The following is a 20,760-nucleotide window of genomic DNA, read 5'->3' as shown; positions in this document are numbered from 1 at the left end:
TGGACGGTAAAACGTGAATAATATAGAAAATGCGAACAATACTGACAATACGAACGATTTGGATGACTTTGAAGACGAGACATTTGCCAATCTCGATTCCTCAACGCGCGTAACGTTTGAAACTCCAGATTTTCACGGGTATCGTTCCGGTTTTGTGGCTGTAGTAGGTAGGCCAAACGTTGGTAAGTCAACGTTGATGAATGCACTTATTGGTACTCAGATTGCTATTGCGTCTTCGCGTCCAGAAACTACTCGCAAGGCAATTCGCGGAATCGTTACTACAGAAAATGCGCAAATGGTGTTGGTTGATACGCCTGGAATTCACCGACCGCGAACTCTGCTTGGCCAGCGTTTGAACGATATTGTTGACGAGTCACTTTCGGACGTTGACGTAGTTGCGTTTTTGCTTCCTGCAGATCAGGAAATTGGTCCTGGAGATCGACGTATTCTAAGTAGATTACGTTCCGATTTTGCGAAAAAAGATGATCAGGGCAACTGGTCTTGGAAAGTTCCACTTATTGGTATTGTGACGAAAATTGATACGCTTGGTCGTGACGAGTTGGTTCATCATTTGCTTGAAATTCAGCAGTTTGCTGATTTTACGGATATCGTGCCGGTGAGCGCACTCGAGCGAGATAATGTAGACGAAGTTAAAAAGGTTTTGATTGATAATCTTCCCGAAGGTCCGCAAATGTATCCCGAAGATCAGCTGAGTGAGGAAAGCCCTTCAGATATGATTGCGGAGCTAATTCGCGGCGCATTTTTGGAAGAGTTGGATGACGAGCTGCCACATTCCTTGGCAGTAGTTGTTGACGATATCGTGTACCCGGGTGAAAATGAGGAAACGCAGTACGACGACAATAAAGCGCATGTACTGGTATCAGTATATGTGGAGCGCGATTCTCAAAAACCAATTATTATAGGCCACAAAGCTGAACATTTGGTGCGCGTGAAGAAACGCCTACGCACTGCGATAAACCGTATTACGGGTTCTAAAGCTGTGCTGGAGCTGCATGTGAAAGTCGCTAAAGGTTGGCAGAGTGACCCTAAGAAGCTGGAACGGCTTGGTTTCTAAAGTTTTGTTTTAGCTTTATTTTAGATTGATTCTAACTTTATTTTTATATCCATATTGAATACAAAAAAGTGGCGCAACAGTAAAAACTACTATTACGCCACTTTTGTGTTCTAATAATGCTTTTAAGCAATATCATTATTAGAAATAACTAAAATTTAGCTCAACTAAAGTTAGTTCAACTAAAGTTTAGTTCAACTATTTTTTACGAGTTGTGTACATTTGCGTATTAAGAAGCGTCGCGTAACGCTTAATAACTCGCGGTCGAATAATTTTCATAGACGCTGTCATTAAGCCATTTTCTTGAGTAAACTCTTCTGGCAAAATAATGAATTTTCGCACAGATTCAGCGCGAGACACGCCCTCATTAGCAATATCAACAAACTTTTGTACTTCGGCGCGCACTACCGCGTTACTAGCAGCTTCTTCCATGCTCATATTTGCGTCTAATCCCTTTACTTTAAACCAGTTACGTAAGGTTTCTTCGTCTAAAGTAATAAGTGCGGAAATAAACGGACGCTTATCTCCAAGCACAAGCGCTTGAGACACTATTTCGCAACGCTTAATAATCTCCTCAATAGGACCAGGCGCAACATTCTTTCCGCCAGCTGTAATAATCAAATCTTTCTTACGGCCGGTAATATAAAGCATGCCTTCGTCGTCAATTCGGCCTAAATCGCCAGTAGCATACCATCCATCTTCCGTGAACGAAGTTTCTGTTGCTTCATCATTCTTATGATACTTCTTAAATACGCAATTACCTTTAATTTGCACTTCGCCGTCGTCTGCAATTCGCAAGGTAAAAGCTGGGAATGCAATACCAACAGAACCTTCGCGGAAAGGAACTCCAATAGGAGTGAATGCGCATGGGGCAGTGGTTTCTGTAAGACCGTAGCCTTCATAAACCGGTACGCCTGCGCCGCGGAAGAATGCAAGAAGTTCTGGATCAAGCGGAGCTCCGCCCGCAACAATCCAACGTGCGCGGCCGCCCAAAGCTTGGCGAAGAGGACGGTAGACAAGAGGATCGTAAGCTGTGCGACGAGCTTTTGTAAGTGCTTTTGCGTCGCCAAAATCTTGAACTTCTTTCATGTACTGCTGTGCTGTAACCACAGCGCCTTGGAATGCTAAGCCTTTAGCGCCATGTCCTGCTTTTTGTGAAGCAGCATTATAAACTTTTTCAAGCACGCGAGGAACCACAATCATAACCGTAGGTTTTGCAATTTGCAAATCGGAAATCAATGTAGAAATGCCTTGAGCAATGTAAATTCGCAAATTACTTGCAACAACAATGTAGTTGATTGCGCGAGCAAAAGAGTGTGCTTGAGGAAGGAACAAAAGCACGGAACCATCTTTTTCACTAAGCAAATCTGGCAAATAAATTGGAAGATTTAATGCTGTAGTGCAATAGTGTTCGTGCGTCATTTCCACGCCTTTTGGTGCGGCAGTAGATCCGGAAGTGTACACAATAGAGCACAAATCGGTTTTCTTTACAGAATCGATTCGAGCGTCCAAGTCGTCGTCGCTCACTGAGTATCCGAATGCTTGAAGTTCAGCCAAGCCGCCGGTTTCGATGCAAATAATTCGTTCCAAGCTTGGGCATTCTTCAATAGCACCTTCTGCTTTGTCTCGCATGTCGGTAGTGCCAACAATAAGGAATCTGGAATCGGAATTATTAACAATATTTCGAATTTGCTCTGCTGAATCAGTGTCGTAAATAGTAGCAAGCACGCCGCCGCAAGCCATAACCGCAGCGTCTGCAACATCCCATTCGTAGGATGTTTTGCACATAAGCGCTATGGAATCTCCCTTGTTTAAGCCGTAGTGCATTAAGCCTTTTGCTGTATCGCGCACTTCTTTAAGGAACTGGTTTGCAGTTTTCGTTACCCACTCATCATTCTCTTTGTAAGTGTAAAGAGGATCGTCGCCCATTCTTGCTGCGCGATCTGCATACAAGTCGTAAATGCTTGTGCCTTCGTCTAAAGGTGCGCCGCTTTCTGTTTTAGTAGTAAGTAAGCCAGTTTCCGGGTCAATAAACGTGGTTGTTGGCATTTGAGCGCCCCACTCATCTACGCGTGGAAGATGCGGCTTTTGCGAAAGTAGAGTATTCGATGCTGAATCTTGCTCTTCGTTTATAAAATCTATTTCGTTTGTGCGGTCATCGCTGACTGGGTGTGCGAAATTGCTTCCAATGCGTAATGCTTTACGAGCAATATTGAAGGCTTGCTGCTGGAGTACATTAAATACGGACACATCTGCTCCTTCGTCGTGTCGAAAACGGCTCTATTGCAACGCATAGGTGATTTATGCGTTACGTGCTGTTATCTATGATAATCGTTCACGCGCCCCAAGTCACCGTTGTGTTTATTTTTTACCAATATTGCAACAAATATTAGGAGTGTGTAATTACGCGCACATTACAAGTCGAAGCTTGTAGTTAAACTAGAAAAGTTGCTTTGGCGAGGGAACGTACCGCTGGTAATAGTTGGTAAAGTTCCGTTATCGACTGGGCTGATGGCCACTTATGGTTGTTCGGCGCGTCGGTGCGCCTGAAGCTGGATATAAAACCAGACCATAAGGAGACCGATATGGCTACAAAGATTACTCTCGAAGGCGAATTGCGCACTGAATTTGGTAAGGGTGTTGCCCGCCGTTTGCGCGTTGCTCAGTTAATTCCAGCAAGCCTTTACGCTGGTGGTGCTGAGCCAGTACACGTTACCCTTCCAATGCGTGAGACCACGTTGGCTTTGCGTCACGCCAACGCTTTGTTCACTATCAAGTTCGGTAACGAAACTCGTATCGCCGTTGTTAAGGATGTGCAGCGCAACCCTGTGAAGCGTATCGTAGAGCACATTGATTTCTATGAAGTTAAGGCTGGCGAAAAGATTGACGTCGAAGTGCCAGTGTTCGTTGAAGGTACTCCAAAGGGCGCTGCTGTGGCCTTTGTTGACGTTCAGGAACTTAAGGTTCGTGCTGACGTTGCCAACTTGCCAGAGCGTTTGGTGGTTAATGTTGACGGCTTGACTGACGGCACTAAGGTGTTCGCTAAGGATGTGAAGCTTCCTGAGGGTGCTGAACTCGATATGGATGGCGAAGAGTCTGTTGTGAGCGTTACCGTTCCTGAGGATGCTGCTGCCGCTCCTGCCGATGCTGATGCTGCTGCCCCTGCTGCTGCAGCTCCTGCCGCTGCTGAAGAAAAGTAAGCAAAACGCGCGTAATTAATATTTATTAAAAATATTTTTTAATAGCTCTGAAAGCCGCATAGTCGTAGTGATTATGCGGCTTTTTTGCTACAAATCTCAACTATATAAGCGATAAAATTTTTTCTTATTAAAGATTTTTTGAAATAATTTCGGTTTTTTGTTTTGCTAAATACGAGAATCGTATTATTCTATACGATTAATTGCGGTAAAAGGCAATCGTAAATAATACACTTAAGAAAAGAGACATAATGGCTGATTTAGAAGTAGCTCCAGATTTTGCGAACGCTTATGAATCGTACGATCATAGTGATCCGGCTCTGTTGAATAAATTAGCTGGCAACTTTGAAGTGCTGCCGAATGATAATCCAGTTTCGGATGCCAAGCGTAACGAACTTATTGATAAGCCTGCTTTTGGTCAGATTTTCTCCGACAATATGGTTCACATGTCTTGGACTAAGGGCGAAGGCTGGTCGGATCGTCGTGTAGAGCCTTACGGCCCGCTGAAGATGGATCCAGGCGCATCCGTTTTGCATTATGCGCAGGAATGCTTCGAAGGTTTGAAGGCATACAAGCGCGCCGACGGTTCAGTTTGGCTGTTCCGCCCAGATATTAACGCTGCACGTTTCCAGAATTCTGCTAAGCGTTTGTATTTGCCAGATCTCTCTATTGACGACTTTATTGGTTCTGTAGCTGCGTTGGTTAAGCGCGACAAAGAGTGGGTACCAAGCCGCCGCGAGTACACTCTTTACATGCGTCCGTTCATGTTTGCTTCCGAGCCATTCCTTGGTGTGCGCGAAGCTCGCGAAGTTGAATATTGTGTGATTGCTTCTCCATCTGGCCCATACTTCAAGGGTGGTTTGAAGCCTGTTAGCATTTGGGTTGAAGATCAGTGGTTCCGCACCGGCCCTGGTGGTACCGGTTTCGCTAAGTGCGGCGGTAATTATGCTGCTTCCTTGCTCGGCGAGTACAAGGGTATTGAGCACGGTTGCGAGCAGGTGTGCTTCGTGGATGCTGCGACTAAGACTTATTTGGAAGAGCTTGGCGGCATGAACATGTTCGCACTTCACAAGGATGGTCATTTGGAAACTCCATCTCTTACCGGTAGCATTCTTCCGGGCGTTACGCGCCGTTCTTTGATTCAGCTTGCTAAAGAAGCTGGTCATGATGTTGTTGAAACTATGATTCCGCTTCAGGGATTGCTCGACGACATTCGTTCTGGCGAGGTTACGGAAGTCTTCGCTTGCGGTACTGCTGCAATTATCACGCCAATTGGTCGCTTTAAGTCCGACGACTTCGATCTTAAGGTTTCTGATGGTGGCGTTGGTGAATTGACTCAGGCTTTGCGCGACGAACTTCTCGGCATTCAGCTTGGTGATGTTGAAGACAAGCACAACTGGATGTGGAAGGTTTGCGACTAGTTAATTACATTAGTTAATTACACGTTGCTTATGGCGCGTCGTACTCTATGTATGTAGATATCGTATAGAGGGTGCGGCGCGTTATATTTTGCAACTTGCGCGCTTGAGTTATGTGAATACTTGAAGGGATATTCTGTGGAAGGCGCATTAGGGGATAACATCTTCTTTCTAATAGTTGAATACGTTGCTGTTGGCTGCTGCGGAATGGTTGGCGGCTTGTGGGCTATTCGTAAAAAGTACGATGTTTTTGCCATTATTACCACTTCTTGGATTACTGCGTTGGGTGGCGGAATTGTGCGTGATGTTTTACTTGGAGCGCTACCGCCAGTTGGAATTGCAGATCGTGGTTTTGTGATTGCTGGTTTACTTTCCGGCATAATTGTTGCTGTTGCACATCCGGAGATTGATAAGTGGCGTTGGTTTATGCTTACGATTGACGCGCTCGCGTTGGGATTATTTGCGGTGAACGGCACTGCAAAAGGTTTAGATTTTCATATGTCTGGCACGACTTCAGTATTTTTGGGAATGGCAACTGCGTTGGGAGGCGGTTTGATTCGCGACATGATTTTGAACCAGGTGCCAGTTATTGTGCGAGATAAGCACTGGTATGCACTTCCGGCAGCAATTGGTTGTGTTCTTACGGTTTTTGTAGTTAAAGCAAAGCATGCCGGCTGCTTTGGCGTAACTGTTGAGATTATTCTGGAAGTGCTTATTGTTGTTTTAGTAGTGGCAATGCGCTTGCTATCTGTAAAATTTGACTTGACTTTATTTGGAGCAATGAATCGCACAGAGCCGATTAAGATGCGTCGCCCACACATTCATCATTTAAATAATCGCAAGCGTCGCTAAATACTGAAGACTGCTATTAGCTAAAAAATAATCCCCAGTGCCAATTGGTACTGGGGATTTTCCTTACATGCTGTGTTATGCAGTTACCTGCACAAACTTCACAGAGCGTTAATCGCTACAGCGAGACCGGACTTGCGGTTTGCAGCCTGATTCTTGTGAATCACGCCACGGCCTGCAGCCTTGTCAAGCTTCTTAGCGGCTACTGCGAAAGCGGCTTCAGCTGCAGCCTTATCACCAGCGGTGATGGCTTCGCGAGTAGCACGAATAGCGGTCTTCAAAGCAGACTTTACTGCTACGTTACGCTTATGTGCTTTCTCGTTGGTGAGAACGCGCTTCTTCTGCGACTTAATGTTTGCCACTGTTACTCCAAACGACGTTTGCTATATAAGGACATACAAAGAGTAAGCATATCATGATTCTCGGATAACTTTACTAGTTTCTATTATTTGTTTGAAAGTTCGTTTGGTGTGGCGCGAGTTTGGGGGGATTTCTCTCCTCAAACGTCCCGTCCTTCAGTCGCTCTGGTTGTTAAAGGTTCTAATGTCTGCTTCGTTCTCTATGAATGTTGCTCCATCAGTCCTCTTTTAGTTTTCGTAGAGAAATCCCCCCAAACTCTGCGTGCTAACCATTAATAACCTCATCTTATCGCAGAGATTTTTCGATTTTTCTTCTTCGCTCGACTTGTCAGTAGCCTACGGCTCTGACGTCCGTCTTCGCTCAGTGCAAAAAATCTCAAATCTCACCACACGAATATTTGTGCCGACCAAGCAATTCCTATCTCGTAAATTCACCCACCGTTGTTTTTGGAGTGGTAGGTGCGTCTGGTGTGATGTGTGGCAGCATGAATGCTAGTGTTCTCTAGGCAATAAATACTCAACGTCTGCAAGAGCAATACTGTTAAAGTTCACTAAGCAACAAGTAATCGCCGTTCGCAGAAGCACAACTGCAAAGCTACTGGAACATTTGCCGGAGATTTTTCTCCGGCTTTTGTTGTTGTTTTGGTGGTTTTGTGGAACATTTGCCGGAGATTTTCCTCCGGCGTTTGTTTTAGTAGAATAGGGTAGTAGAGTTGGTAGGATTGATTACTTGCGTAGCTTACGCAATTTAATACTATCCGCGTATTTAAATAAGGAGATATTTGCCTTGATTACACCGCATAACCAGCCAGGATTTACGGATCAATCGCTGATACGCAATTTCTGCATTATTGCGCACATCGATCACGGCAAGTCTACGGTAGCGGATCGTATTCTACAACTTTCTGGAATTGTGCCAGAACGCGAGATGCGCGACCGCTTCCTTGACCGCATGGATATTGAGCAAGAGCGCGGAATTACCATCAAATCGCAGGCCGTGCGCGTGCCGTGGACCTTCGAAGGCACCGAGTATTCGCTCGGCATGATTGATACTCCTGGTCACGTCGACTTTACTTACGAGGTTTCGCGTGCGCTGGCGGCATGCGAGGGTGCGGTTTTACTAGTTGATGCGACGCAGGGTATTGAAGCGCAGACGCTTTCTAATCTTTATATGGCAATCGACCATAATTTAACGATTATTCCTGTGCTTAATAAGATTGATTTGCCAAGTGCTGAGCCAGATAAGCATGCTGAAGAAATAGCAGGTTTGATTGGTTGCAAGCCGGAGGATGTATTGCGCGTTTCCGGCAAAACCGGCGAAGGTGTTAAAGACTTGCTCGACCAAATTGTGCTTGAAGTCCCAGCTCCAACCGGAGAGCCTAACGCTCCTGCTCGCGCGCTTATTTTCGACTCAGTATACGATTCGTATCGCGGAATCGTCACCTATATTCGTATGGTTGATGGCGAACTTAAGTCTCGCGAAAAATTGCACATGATGGGAATCGGCATGACGCACGATCCTATCGAAATCGGCGTTATTAGTCCAGACATGACCCCTACTAAAGCGCTTGGTGCTGGCGAAGTTGGCTACGTAATTACGGGAGCTAAAGACGTAAGTCAATCTAAAGTTGGCGACACGATTACTTCTGCTGCGAACCCTGCATCTGAGCCTTTGGAAGGCTACCGCGACCCAAAGCCTATGGTGTATGCGGGCTTGTTCCCAATAGACAACGCCCAATTCCCGGAGCTTCGAGACGCACTCGACAAGCTCAAACTTAACGATGCCGCTTTGCTTTACGAGCCGGAAACGTCGGTTGCACTGGGATTCGGATTCCGTTGCGGATTCTTAGGTCTTCTTCATATGGAGATTGTTTCCGAGCGTTTAAGCCGCGAATTTGGTTTGGATCTTATCTCAACTGCTCCAAACGTAACTTATGACGTTACTAGCGAAGATGGCAGCCAGCATCATGTGACAAATCCTAGCGAGTTTCCAGAAGGCAAAATCAAGCGCATTATTGAGCCAATGGTTGCGGCCGATATTATTACTCCGAAAGAGTTTATTGGTGCCGTAATGGATTTGTGCCAAGAGCATCGCGGTGAAATGGGCACCATGGAATACATCAGTGCCGACCGCGTGGAAATGCACTACAGAATTCCACTTGCAGAAATCGTTTTTGATTTCTTCGATCAGCTTAAAAGTCGCACAAAAGGTTACGCTTCTCTCGACTACCATGAGGACGGCGAGCAGTCTGCTGACCTTGTGAAGGTTGATATTCTTATTCAAGGAGATAAGGTCGACGCCTTTAGTGCAATTGTGCACCGCGATAAGGCTTACTCTTACGGCGTTATGATGACGAAAAAACTTCGCGGACTTATTCCTCGTCAACAGTTTGAAATTCCAATTCAAGCTGCAATTGGTTCTCGAATTATTGCTCGCGAAACTATTAGTGCACTTCGAAAAGACGTTCTCGCAAAATGCTACGGCGGCGATATTACTCGTAAACGTAAGCTTCTTGAAAAACAGAAGGCTGGTAAGAAGCGTATGAAAATGCTTGGGCATGTGGAAGTTCCTCAAGAGGCCTTCGTTGCGGCTTTGGCTACGGATGAGGGTGCAAACGATCGCGATACTAAAGATAAGATTCGCGCTGCACAAAAGTCTGAAGGCTGAGGCACATATTGAATTCTGAATCGAACGAATTAAGTGAAGATTCGCATTCAAACATGCCTTTTGAAGTCTACGTGCACGTGCCGTTTTGCTTGCGTCGCTGCGGATATTGCGATTTTAATACGTACACGGCGCGCGACTTAGGTGAAGGCGCAAGTCGCGAAGGCTATGCGGACATTGCTATTCAAGAAATGCAGCTTGTGAAACAATGGCAGGAATTTCACAGGATTTGCGAGCCTGAAGCGCAATCTGTTTTCTTCGGCGGAGGAACTCCAACTGTTCTTAAAGCGTGCGATTTAGTGCGAATGTTGCAAGAAATACGCAACTTATGGGGGTTGCAGCCTGGAGCCGAAATTACTACGGAAGCAAATCCGGACACTGCTGACGAAGCGTATATTGCGGAACTTGCTGCAGGCGGATTTACGCGTATATCTTTCGGAATGCAGTCGGCTGTGCCACATGTGCTAAAAACCTTGGATCGCACTCATACGCCAGAAAATGTAACGCGCGGAATAAAAGTGGCAAACGCTTGCGGTTTGCGCTCTAGTGTTGACTTAATTTATGGTGCTCCTGGCGAAAGTTTGGACGATTGGCAAAAGTCAGTAGACATGGCTTTGAACCTGGGTGTAAATCATATTTCTGCGTATGCTCTAACCGTTGAACCGCGCACCAAAATGGGACGCCAGATTGCTTCCGGCACAATTCAAGCCCCTGATGATGACGATGAAGCCGCAAAATATGAGATAGCAGACGAACTTTTTAGTGCTGCCGGCTTACAATGGTACGAAATTTCTAATTGGGCGAGGCCTGGATTTGAGTCTCAGCACAATCTTGGCTACTGGCGAAATATTGATTGGGCTGGAATTGGCCCGGGAGCGCACTCTCATTACAATGCTGTAAGTCGGCTCACTAAGCAAGGTATGGATGCTGACGCTTCTTCAGCGGAACCCAGCAACTTTTACAATCTTCGCGCGTGGGATATTTTGCATCCAAAACGTTGGGCACAGGCAATACACGCTGGAAATGTGCCGTGGCAAAACTACGAGTGTATTAATAAAGAAGATGCGCTTGTTGAAGAAGTAATGCTTGGGTTGCGTATTAAAGAAGGACTTGATATTGCGCAATTGTGTTGCAAAATGCGAGAAAATCATGCTCAATTTGACGATGCTGATTTGAGGCGTGTGCTACAGGAAGCTAAGGAAGAATCACTTATTTCGCTTAAGTGTGGGCGGGCAGTAGCTACGCGTAAAGGCAGATTACTTAATGATTTACTTATAGAAAGAATTGTTGACTCTTGTCAAAATGGGTTAGACTTGCGCTAAAATGTTGCGTATTGTGTGAAAAATTCAGTGCAGAAAGGAACGGCCATGGCGAATCGAAAAGAACGTCGTGCGAAGGAAAAGCAGCGTCGCAGGGGGATTCCCTCTCAATATGATGAAACAAAAGGCCGCGCGCGAGGCGGCATGATTGACGAATATGCGTTACAAGAGCGTTCACTTAGGCTGAAGGAGCGTGGTGCAGGCCCTTGGAAGCCAACGTCTAATGTTACTGCCGAAGCGGAGCAGCTTGAGCGTAATATACATCGTGCTGAAGCTGGGGATGACACTTGGAATGCGGTCCGCAAGGTTATTGGCGTATGCTCTTGGGCTGTGCTTTTACTTTCGGCGTTCGCATTTTTGATTATTATGTGGTTCCCAAGTCAGCCAATGGTGCTGGTTATTACTATTGCTGTACTGTTTGCTTTGGGTGTGTTTGGATTGTTCTTTGCAATGGGTAATGCGAAGCGTAATCCGCACCTTGATGAGCACGGTACTGCGATTTAGTAGTGTTTTAGTAGCGATTTCGTAGTGCTTTCGTAATAGTAAAGCACTATGCTGTTTTTTGCATATGCTCTACCTTTATTTGGGGTAGTGTGCTGTGCTTTATTCGCTAATTAGCATTGCGTTGTTTGCGTGTTGTTTGCGTGTTGTATTGGTGGTGTCTGTTATTTTGTTGATTGTGCACGATATTTGTGTAATATCTTTTGTAAAATCGTTATAATGTCTTAATTTGTTGTAAGGAAAAATAAGATATTTCCCAAAATTTTCTGTAGCTTTCAAGTTAATCAGCAGTTTTTTCAAAGCGTTTTTTCAGGCTAGGTACGTTAGGCTACTTATCGTGTATCTTCCAAGATTGAAGGTATGTGTCATATTTCAGTGAGGAAAGGTAGTCGATGACGTTTATCTCTCGTGCAATACGCTACATTCTGAGAAAACGAATAAAAACGGCAATAGTATTCGTTATTGTTGCGCTTATTTCAACATTACTGTGCGCAACTTCTGCGGTTTCTGCTGCCGCTGAGAAAGAAAGAGAAAAAGTTGAATCGCAAGCAGAATCTAGTTTTGTGCTTGCAAACAATCCACAAGTAAATCCTGGAACTCCTCGAGGTGCCGGAACGGTAAAACCTAAGGATGTGAAAGCAATTGCAAAGTTGCCAGGAGTATCGTCATATGTAGTACGGCAAAACGTGACAGCGGATTTGGTTAATGCGAAAGCTGCGCGTATTCCAGGCGTACAAGATTATGATGAGCGTCGCGAACAGCAGTTTGGTAATGCTGTTAATCTCGAAGGAACTAATTATTCAGCAGGTCTTAACGCGTTTAAAACAAAAGCAATAACCATATCTAAAGGTAAGCATTTGCTCACTGGTAATGTTCACGCATCACTTATTCATGAAGATCTTGCCAAAGCTAACGGTCTTCATGTAGGGGATACTCTCGTACTTCGCGCTAATCCTTACGATGCTGACAATATTAACCAATCAACCGCAACTGTAAAAACTCGTATTGTTGGAATTTATGCGGGAGCAAATAAGCGCCAGGTTGCAACTCGTGCGGAACTGACTGCCAATATGGTGTATACGGATTTGCAAACTACGCGCGAATTGTATAAATATAAGCCGGGAAAAGAAATATATCAGGATGCAAGCTTCCGTGTGCGGCGAGGTATGGATGCGGATCAGATTATGGCACAAGCTACTAAATTGCCTATTGATTTGCAAAGTTATCAGCTAACTCGCGATGACCAGTTTGTTACAGGCTTATTGAAAGCTTCGCAAGGCGTGAATTCTATGATGAATGTTACTACGATTGCCGTAATATCTTTCGCTATTATTGCGCTTGGATTGGTGCTTTTGTTGTGGATGAATGAGCGACGTCGCGAAATTGGAATATTTGCTGCGATTGGTACAGGAAAGTTATCTATCGCTGGTCAGTATCTCACTGAGATTGTGTTGATTTCTATACCTTCGTTGGTCGTAGGCTATCTTTTTGCTAACGTTGTAGCGCCGTGGATGGGTAATGCTGCTCTCGGATCGGTTAATTCTTCCGCTGCTCGCGATTTGAGCACCATGGGTCAAGCTGGTGGAAATCTTGAATCAACTTTGGCAACGAGAACACTAGAAAAACTTACAGTACACGTAGACATATCATGTCTCGCTGGAGTTTCGGCAATGGTATGTGTAGTAATCGTTATTGCTGTAGTGTTGTCGTATTTGCCGATGATGTGCAAATCTCCTCGAGAATTGCTTGGATTGCAGCAGTAACAATTTGTAAAGAAGTAACAGGATATCTTTGTTACATACGTCAATTGTGTGAAAATTTATACGAAATATTAATGGAGTATCACTATGTGTGATGATATAACTTCTATATGTGCCAGAGCTTGGCTTGCAATAGTGCGTAAGCCTCGACGCAACGCAATAATTGTGCTGATTATGACTCTTGTTTTAAGCGCGCTAGTTTCGCAAGCTGGTATTAGCGCTTCTGCTGAGAGTGCTAGAGATCACATTCAATCCAGCATTGGTTTAGGTTTTACTGTACAGGCAAAGACTCGTGGTGAAACTCTTCCAGAGCAAAGTAATGCAAATTCTAGTTCCGATACTAATTCCGAGGCTAATTCTGATACTAAAGTATCTAATTCCGCAATTCCGCAAGATTTGGGTGCAAATGAAGGAATTGACTCTAGCCAAATTCGTAAATTTGCTGCAATTGCGGGCGTAAAAACTGTAGTGGAAGAGCGCGATGTTTTAGCTACGCCTGTTGGGAAGCAACTTGTGCTTCCTACGCAGGGTCCTAGACTAGACGATGATGTTTTGGCTCATGCTGCTGGAATTACCGGCACAACAGATTCTCGATTGTCTCAGGGTTTTCAAGAAGGATTGTACCGTTTAGAGCAGGGTGAGCATATTACTGATCGTTCTTCTGGTAGAGCAATAGTGCATCGTGATTTTGCTAAAAAGAATAATCTTAAGATTGGCTCTACTATAACTCTTAAGCAGGGGTTTAATGTAAAAGTTCGCGTTGTTGGAATTTTTGCTGGTAAGTTGCAAACTAAAGGGGCGCTTCCTTCGGATGCGTCAGAAAATCGCATATTTACTGACTTAAGTTCGGCTTTGTCTTTAGCTGGCTCTTCTAAACGAGGTGTTTTGCGGTGCATGGTTGAACGTTCTGATCTATTGGATAGCGCAATGCGTCATGCTAAAAGTATTGCCGGAAAGTGGGCAGATGTAGAGCAGAACGCTTCGCAATTGTCTGGTGTAATAAGCTCGGTTAATTCTGTGCAGCAACTTGTGCTAATGATTTTCGTTGCGCTAAGTTTGGTAGGCATTTTAGTGCTTGGACTTGTATTAGTGTTCTGGGTTAGATCGCGTATGCATGAAATTGGCGTACTCATGTCGCTTGGATTGTCGAGAGCAATAATAGTTAGCCAATTGCTTGTTGAAATAGTGATACTTAATCTTGTGTCATTCGTAATTTCGCTGGGCTTGGGTGCTGCTTTTTCAGGTATTATTGGTTCCGCGATTTTGCATAGTGCAGATTCATCGATTGTTGTGGGCGACGCGCCAGTATTGCCATTTTTGCAAACGTTTGCGGCTTTTGCTATGGGCTTATTTATTTCTGCAGTGGCGTTGATAGTTGCAGTGCTGCCAATATTAATAAAGAAGCCTCGGCAAATACTGAGCGCTATGAGCTAGCAAATAAATGTAGTTGCGTATGTGCAGTTTCTACTAAAAGCGCAACCCTATAAATCGTACAAATCGTATTTAAATTATGTAAAAATAAGGAGTTTATTATGTCGGCTTTGTTGCAATTAAAAAATGTCAAGTATACGTATGGCCCTGCAAACATTGTGGTATTGAACGATGTGAATGTTGAGTTTGAAACTGGGAAAATGTACAGTATTACGGGAGCGTCGGGAGCTGGAAAGTCTACCATGCTTTCATTATTGGCTGGATTGGATACTCCGTATAGTGGCGAGGTGCTTTTTGACGGTGAAAATATTGCGAAAACAGGATATGTTGAGCATCGCAAAAAGCATATTTCGCTTGTTTTCCAAAATTTCAATCTTATAGATTATTTGACGCCATTAGAAAATTTGCGTTTAGTAAATCGGCGCGCGGACGCTCAAGTGCTAATAGATCTTGGGTTGACTGAAGAAGAAGTGAATCGTAATGTAACGCAACTTTCTGGTGGCCAACAACAGCGTGTGGCAATTGGACGAGCTTTAGTATCTTCGGCGCCGGTAATTTTAGCGGATGAGCCTACTGGAAGTCTTGATCCTGCAACTACTAAAGAAGTTATTGCAATATTGAAGAATGTTGCGCATGAACACGGTAAATGTGTGATTGTTGTTACGCATGATTCTTATGTTGCGGCTCAAGCCGATATAAAATACGTACTAAAAAATAAGCAGCTTAAAAAGTAGCAACTTAAAAAGTAGCAGTAAAAAAATATCAGTAAAACGTAAAAAAATAGTGTTAGTCATATTTGTAACTAACACATATTCGTTTAATGTGTAAAACGTATGGGTGTAATTTTTTAACGGTATTAGTAAAGATTTCGCCCATACGTTTTATATTGTCGCCTATTTTATTGTCGCCCTATTATTGTCGCCTATGCGTTTATGTATTGCTTCCTATGCGTTGTTGCGCAGGTTATAGCGGTACGATATTGACAATACTTTCGCACTATTACACAATAGGATGCTTCATGTAGTAGTCGCGCATGGATTGTTTGGAAATAATTTCTTCGCTTCCCATGTGTTCTGGTATGCCAATTCTTGCTTGGATCCACGGCGCCTCTTGGTGCGTTCTTTCACTTAATTCGTTGCCAGTAAGTTTTCCGAGCTTATTGCATACAGCGTTGATAATATCGACTTGTTCTTGGTCTAAAATAATCCCGTTTTCGTAACGAGTGAACAGCAGCTCCTTATGGTGAATCATAAATCTTCCACGATGACGATTGAACAATTCCAACGAAACTGGACCATTACGCCATGCTTCAAAATCTTCGGGGAATAGGGATAATCCTGTAGTGGCCAGGCTATGAGCTTGCGAATAATAGGCGAGCTTCTGCAGTTTCATAGTGGTCATACTTCCTTGGATTTCCAATATTTTTGCCGCCACATTAATGATAGTCATGGTATACACCTCCCTTGAAAATTACGAAACAATTGTGATTCTATGAGAGGCAAAAATACGCGTCAACACAAACAGAAAAATGTGGATAACTTTCTCGCTAAGTTATCAAAATAAGTTATCAAAATAAGTTATCAAAATAAGCTACGAGATACTAATTTACCAAGGTAGCGCGCTATCTTTTTTAGGCGTCAATAAGACTGTAACCGTGTTTGGTGAGTACTGATTTAAGTTGCGCAAGATAGGCGAGTGAAGCTTTTGAAAGTTTCGTGCGTTCGTTGGTAATCCAGCCTACGAGCATAGTGTCGTCACATTCCAAAGGAATAGTAACGATTTTTTCGTTGTTTAGGTCGCCATTATCGATGCCGGTGCAAACCGTGTAACCATTCAATCCAATAATAAAATTCAAAATAGTAGCGCGGTCGGAAACGTTGATTTTTTTAGGTGGGCGAGTAGGCCATACTGCTTCTTCCGCAAAGAAGAAACTTCCTTCCTCTCCCTGTTCGTACTGAATAAACGGGTATGGTTTCAAATCTTCCAAACTTAAGCTTTTACGTACAGCAAGAGGATTGTTCCTAGAAAGAAAAACGTGCAATTTCGCGCGGAAAAGCGGATGGAATTCCAAATGTTTTTCGCGAAGTAACTTGCCAATTACGTCCTTGTTATAGTCAGAAAGATAAAGAATTCCAAGGTCTGCACGCATATCGCTAACTTGTTTAATAATATTTTTGGTGCGCGTTTCACGAATAGAAAACTCGTATTCGTCTGAATGAATACTACGAATCATTTCCACGAAAGCTTCAACTGCAAACATATAATGTTGCGTTGCCACGCTGCACAATTGCGGACGCGGTTTCGTACTTTTGTAACGTTCTTCGAGCAAATCTGCTTGCTCAATTACTTGGCGAGCATACGTTAAAAACTCAGCTCCGTCAGCAGTTAACGCAATTCCCTGCGTGGAACGAGTAAAAATCTCAATATTGAGTTCGCGTTCCAGCTCTTTAACTGATGAACTTAATGCAGGTTGTGAAATATATAATGCTCGGGCTGCCTCGTTCATAGAACCGCAGTCAACGATTTTCACAATATATTTCAACTGTAATAAGGTCATGTTAAAGCTTCCTTTACGCACTAACAAAAGTAGCACTCAATGGGTAAAAATTACATAAAACAAACCTTAACGAATTTAGCAAAAGGTATCGGCATAACGCACAAATAATTTATGTTAAAGCTCAACGCCAATTGAAGCTAAATCCTTACGGGCTTGATCGGCTGTAGTAAAAACAAAACCGTGCATACCTACGGCGTGCGCACCATCAATATTCGCAGGCTTATCGTCGAAAAACACGGTATGCTCTGCTTGAAGTCCAAAGCGACTCATAGCAAGTTCAAAAATTTCAGGCTCTGGTTTATGCAAATGTTCGACGCCGGAAATTATGGTTCCCTGCAAAAGCGTGGAAAGTTCCGGGAATTTACGCAAAGCAAGAGGGAACGTTTCCCTCGACCAATTCGTCAACCCCCACACGCCGTAACCGGCACTGCGCAAATCGTTCAACAACTCAACCATGCCGGGCATCATACGGGTAAGAACCTGATCGTAATGAGCACAATACCAGCGGAAAGCTTCAGCAAGTTCGCTTCCAAATCGTCGCTCGTATTCCGGCATAAGATCTTTCAAAAGTTCGCCGCCATCCATACGGTCTTCGAATTCGTAGAATCCTGCCAAATCATCCTTGCCGAAAGTGCCGTTAGGACAAATGGTATCAACTAAATGTGGGAACTGTTTCTGTAAGCAGTTGCGGCAATTCCACTCGAGTAGCACTCGGCAGTAATCGAACATAACGTCGTGTATTTCAAAATTTTTTGCGTCAGTCATTTATTCTGTCCTTTTATTTATTTTCGTTACTTATGTTATTTTGCGCTACTTTTACTAGCGCTACTTTTACTAGCTCTACTTTTACTTTCGTTATTTCTACTTTCGCTACTTCATATTTATAAGAATCCCAAGAACGTGGGGAAGTGCGGTAATTATGTCGCTTGCCACAATCGGGTGCTCCAAAGTTAAAGGATGTTTTGTTTTTAACATATCTTGCACTAGTTGAGTGTAGTTGTTTCCGCCACTGCTGCGAGATGCGAATACTGCCGAAATCCCGTGTATTATCGCTGCGCTTGCTGCAATAAACCCGTAGTCTGTGCGACTTTCGCTATTTTTTTCGCGTTGCGCAAGTAGTGCTCCGAGAATTCCAGCTAAAACATCTCCAGATCCTGCGGTTGCAAGCCAAGTTGGGCCGTATTGCGCAATATATATAGGTGTACGCAGATTATTCGGAGAGGCGACTGCAGTTGTGGAACCCTTAACAAGCATGGTTGCTCCCGTAAGATTTGCTGCTTTCTGAGCGTAGTTGGCCGGATTTTTAAGAATCTGCTGAGCGCTTATTTCCAAGTCGTATCTAGCAAAAAGTGAGCTTAACTCTCCTGCATGAGGAGTTAGTACTACCTTTTCAAAAACGTGTTTAGGCAGTAAGTCTAATGCGCCTGCGTCTACGCATATTGGCGGTAGATTGTTGCTTGTCTGCGTTTCGGCATTGTAGTTTTCGTTTGAGTATTGTGCGAGTATGCTTTCAATGTATTTTCTTTGATTTTCGGCGCTTTCGTCGTTGCAATGTTCGTGGTCTGGTATTCCGGAGCCTACTGTTATTGCGTCGATTTTTCCGCTTAACTGCTCTGATGCAACTACTTCTGGCGATGCTTGTAATACTAAGTTTTGCGCTCGCAAGGGGCCAGCGTAGCGAACCATGCCAATATTGCTTTGCGCTCCTGCGCGTGTGCTTAATATTGCGGCTCCGGGGTAGCTGTTTGATCCGGTAATTACTCCCAGAACGCCTCTGGAATATTTGTTATCGCTTTCAAGCGCTGTTCTAAGACAAGTTGAAGCAAGATGTAAATCAACTGAAACTTCGTTAGTGACATTTGAAGGGGTAGAGGCTAGCGAGTCGTAATTTTTGTTAGAAGTACTGCCGAACATAGTATTTAAGTGTAATCGTTGTTAAGAATATGTATTGAAGATATTTTTATCTAAACTTTTGTTCTGTTAGATAAACTTATGTATTGTTTCAATCTGTAAGTATTTTGAAATTATTTGTAATTTTTTGTTACGCTGCGTGTCGGGAGTGTTGCGGCGTGTTGCGTTTATTTTTTGCTGAAAAATCGAGAAAATATCTGCTTTACTGATTTGTATATATGTTATAATCTGTTCTATTTTTTGTTGCTATACTGCCACTTTTTATTCATGGTTAAGTTAGAAATTATTAAATTAGATTTTTAAATTTCGCATTATATCAGACAAAAAATTAGCGAAACGCGCTTTTTAAAAAATAATCGTATTTTTTTGTAATTTTAATTGACCAGCTCACTTATTTTTCTTATGCTATAAACGTTATTGCGAATGATTATTTTTTTCATGAACAACTTTCATGAGTAACCTCTCACAATCAAACCCATGCAATAACGGCAAAGATTCCTGAAAGGAACAAGTGTGAAAACTTCACGAATGTTCGCAACTGCGGCTGCGGTTGCATTATTAGCAACTTCTATGAGCGCTTGCGGCTCTGCTAAAACCGCAGAAAACAAGACGCAAAATAACCAAGTAAATGTAGTAGCTACTACCACTCAGATTTGCGATTACGTAACTCAAATTGCTTCTACTGCTGATGCAAAATCTGGTTTAACTCTCAACAAAACCGATTCCCAAGGCAAGAAGTCGGTAATTGGTGCTCCTCAAGACAAAGCAAAGTCAACAATTAATCTGACTTGCTTGCTTGCTCCAAATGCTTCTGCTCACGAACACGAAATGACTCCAGGTCAGTCCAAGGCGCTTTCCAAAGCTAATTTAATGCTGGTCTCCGGTGTAGATCTTGAACACTTCCTAGACGAAGCAGTAAAGGCAACTGGCTTCAAGGGAACTATGGGTGTTACCTCCGGTATTCTCACAGCCGACGAAATTAAAGATCCAAAGGCAGAAGCTGCTAAGGAAAAGAATCTTCCTTACAAAGTTGACCGCGGTATTGCCAAGGTTCATGCCGAAAAGTGGCCTTTCCCTCCGGAAGAAGGTGAGAAAGAACCTGAATTCCAGTACGATCCACACATTTGGACTAGTACTAAGAACACCATGATTCAGGTGAAGAATATTGGTGCATTCCTTGGCAAAGCTCTTCCTAAAAGCAAGTCTATTTTTGACGAGCATGTTGAGAAATTTGTCAAAGCTTTGACAGATTTGGACGCGTGGGCAACCGAAGCTTTGAACAGCGTGCCACAGGAGCATCGCGTACTCTTCACTTCTCACGACGCTTTCGGCTACTTCTCGCGCGACTACAACGTTAAGTTTATCGGCGCTGCGCTTTCTGACTTTAACAGCCAGCAGGACGCTACTGCCGACCACATTAAGGATGCTGCAGAAGATGTGAAGAAGTCTGGTGCTGTAGCAATATTCGCTGAAAACTCCAATAATTCCAAGTCCATTAAGGCTGTGGCTGCCGCTGCAGGCGTGAAGGCTATTATTGGCGACGATGCGCTGTATGGTGACTCTTTAGGACCAGTTGGGTCTGATGGCGAAACGTATATTGGCTCCATTGTGCACAATGTTAAAACCTTAGTGAAAGCTTGGGATGGCAAGGTTCCAGCGCTTCCAGCTACGGTACAAGCTGCACTGAAGAAGTAGTTTCGCGAAAACGAAATATAAGTTGA

The 20,760-nt window shown here is 43.7% G+C and carries 17 protein-coding genes; 11 read left to right on the top strand and 6 right to left on the bottom strand.

Annotated elements, in window-relative coordinates:
• Positions 1-13: 13 nt before the first annotated feature.
• A complete protein-coding gene (gene era / locus HXT56_RS03125; protein WP_116711802.1) occupies positions 14-1,075 on the top strand; it encodes a GTPase Era in 1,062 nt (353 codons plus the stop codon).
• Positions 1,076-1,270: 195 nt separating this feature from the next.
• Here era and HXT56_RS03120 read toward each other — a convergent pair whose 3' ends face one another.
• Positions 1,271-3,322, bottom strand: a complete 2,052-nt coding sequence (locus tag HXT56_RS03120; protein ID WP_421778421.1) for an AMP-dependent synthetase/ligase — start codon at positions 3,320-3,322, stop codon at positions 1,271-1,273.
• Between the two features lie 335 nt (positions 3,323-3,657).
• On the opposite strand from HXT56_RS03120, the gene HXT56_RS03115 reads away from it, so the two are divergent.
• The 3 genes from HXT56_RS03115 (at position 3,658) to HXT56_RS03105 (ending at position 6,539) form a co-directional block, all read left to right on the top strand.
• Entirely contained in the window at positions 3,658-4,272 is a 615-nt protein-coding gene (locus tag HXT56_RS03115) for a 50S ribosomal protein L25/general stress protein Ctc (protein ID WP_421778420.1), read from the top strand.
• A 248-nt stretch (positions 4,273-4,520) separates the two neighbouring features.
• A complete protein-coding gene (locus HXT56_RS03110) occupies positions 4,521-5,690 on the top strand; it encodes a branched-chain amino acid aminotransferase (protein ID WP_421778419.1) in 1,170 nt (389 codons plus the stop codon).
• A 135-nt stretch (positions 5,691-5,825) separates the two neighbouring features.
• A complete protein-coding gene (locus HXT56_RS03105) occupies positions 5,826-6,539 on the top strand; it encodes a trimeric intracellular cation channel family protein (RefSeq protein ID WP_421778418.1) in 714 nt (237 codons plus the stop codon).
• A gap of 98 nt (positions 6,540-6,637) precedes the next feature.
• Here the strand turns inward: HXT56_RS03105 and rpsT are convergent, their stop codons facing one another.
• Positions 6,638-6,898, bottom strand: a complete 261-nt coding sequence (rpsT, locus tag HXT56_RS03100; protein ID WP_116711797.1) for a 30S ribosomal protein S20 — start codon at positions 6,896-6,898, stop codon at positions 6,638-6,640.
• 784 nt (positions 6,899-7,682) lie between these two features.
• Between rpsT and lepA the strand changes: the two genes are divergently transcribed.
• The 6 genes from lepA to HXT56_RS03070 all read left to right on the top strand — a co-directional run bounded on the left by lepA (position 7,683) and on the right by HXT56_RS03070 (position 15,305).
• Positions 7,683-9,563: a translation elongation factor 4 gene (gene lepA / locus HXT56_RS03095; protein WP_116711795.1), complete on the top strand. Its 1,881-nt coding sequence runs from the start codon at positions 7,683-7,685 to the stop codon at positions 9,561-9,563.
• A 53-nt stretch (positions 9,564-9,616) separates the two neighbouring features.
• Positions 9,617-10,882, top strand: coding sequence for a radical SAM family heme chaperone HemW (gene hemW, locus HXT56_RS03090; protein WP_421778476.1), 1,266 nt, complete (start codon positions 9,617-9,619; stop codon positions 10,880-10,882).
• A 45-nt stretch (positions 10,883-10,927) separates the two neighbouring features.
• Positions 10,928-11,383: a tripartite tricarboxylate transporter TctB family protein gene (locus tag HXT56_RS03085; RefSeq protein ID WP_421778417.1), complete on the top strand. Its 456-nt coding sequence runs from the start codon at positions 10,928-10,930 to the stop codon at positions 11,381-11,383.
• Between the two features lie 389 nt (positions 11,384-11,772).
• Positions 11,773-13,143 carry an ABC transporter permease gene (locus HXT56_RS03080; protein ID WP_421778416.1) on the top strand — a complete coding sequence of 457 codons (1,371 nt, stop codon included), beginning with the start codon at positions 11,773-11,775 and terminating at the stop codon, positions 13,141-13,143.
• 84 nt (positions 13,144-13,227) lie between these two features.
• Positions 13,228-14,574, top strand: coding sequence for an ABC transporter permease (locus HXT56_RS03075; RefSeq protein ID WP_421778415.1), 1,347 nt, complete (start codon positions 13,228-13,230; stop codon positions 14,572-14,574).
• A 98-nt stretch (positions 14,575-14,672) separates the two neighbouring features.
• The gene (locus HXT56_RS03070) at positions 14,673-15,305 is read left to right on the top strand and encodes an ABC transporter ATP-binding protein (RefSeq protein ID WP_116711791.1); all 633 of its coding nucleotides are present in this window, start codon (positions 14,673-14,675) and stop codon (positions 15,303-15,305) included.
• 265 nt (positions 15,306-15,570) lie between these two features.
• On the opposite strand, the gene HXT56_RS03065 is transcribed toward HXT56_RS03070, so the two are convergent.
• From HXT56_RS03065 to HXT56_RS03050, 4 genes are all read right to left on the bottom strand, one after another.
• Entirely contained in the window at positions 15,571-16,020 is a 450-nt protein-coding gene (locus HXT56_RS03065; RefSeq protein WP_116711790.1) for a Panacea domain-containing protein, read from the bottom strand.
• A gap of 181 nt (positions 16,021-16,201) precedes the next feature.
• Positions 16,202-17,128, bottom strand: coding sequence for a LysR family transcriptional regulator (locus HXT56_RS03060; protein ID WP_116711789.1), 927 nt, complete (start codon positions 17,126-17,128; stop codon positions 16,202-16,204).
• 114 nt (positions 17,129-17,242) lie between these two features.
• Positions 17,243-17,893 (bottom strand): HAD family hydrolase, encoded by a 651-nt coding sequence (locus HXT56_RS03055; RefSeq protein WP_421778414.1) that lies wholly within the window; start codon positions 17,891-17,893, stop codon positions 17,243-17,245.
• Positions 17,894-17,998: 105 nt separating this feature from the next.
• Positions 17,999-19,042, bottom strand: coding sequence for an ADP-dependent NAD(P)H-hydrate dehydratase (locus tag HXT56_RS03050; RefSeq protein ID WP_421778413.1), 1,044 nt, complete (start codon positions 19,040-19,042; stop codon positions 17,999-18,001).
• 510 nt (positions 19,043-19,552) lie between these two features.
• On the opposite strand from HXT56_RS03050, the gene HXT56_RS03045 reads away from it, so the two are divergent.
• On the top strand, positions 19,553-20,734 hold the full coding sequence (locus HXT56_RS03045; protein ID WP_250309454.1) for a metal ABC transporter substrate-binding protein: 1,182 nt from the start codon (positions 19,553-19,555) through the stop codon (positions 20,732-20,734).
• Positions 20,735-20,760 lie beyond the last annotated feature (26 nt).

Origin of the sequence: Gardnerella nova (genome assembly GCF_049244055.1) — a bacterium.
Classification (GTDB): Bacteria; Actinomycetota; Actinomycetes; order Actinomycetales; family Bifidobacteriaceae; genus Bifidobacterium; species Bifidobacterium vaginale_H.
This window is presented reverse-complemented; position numbering and strand designations above follow the sequence as displayed.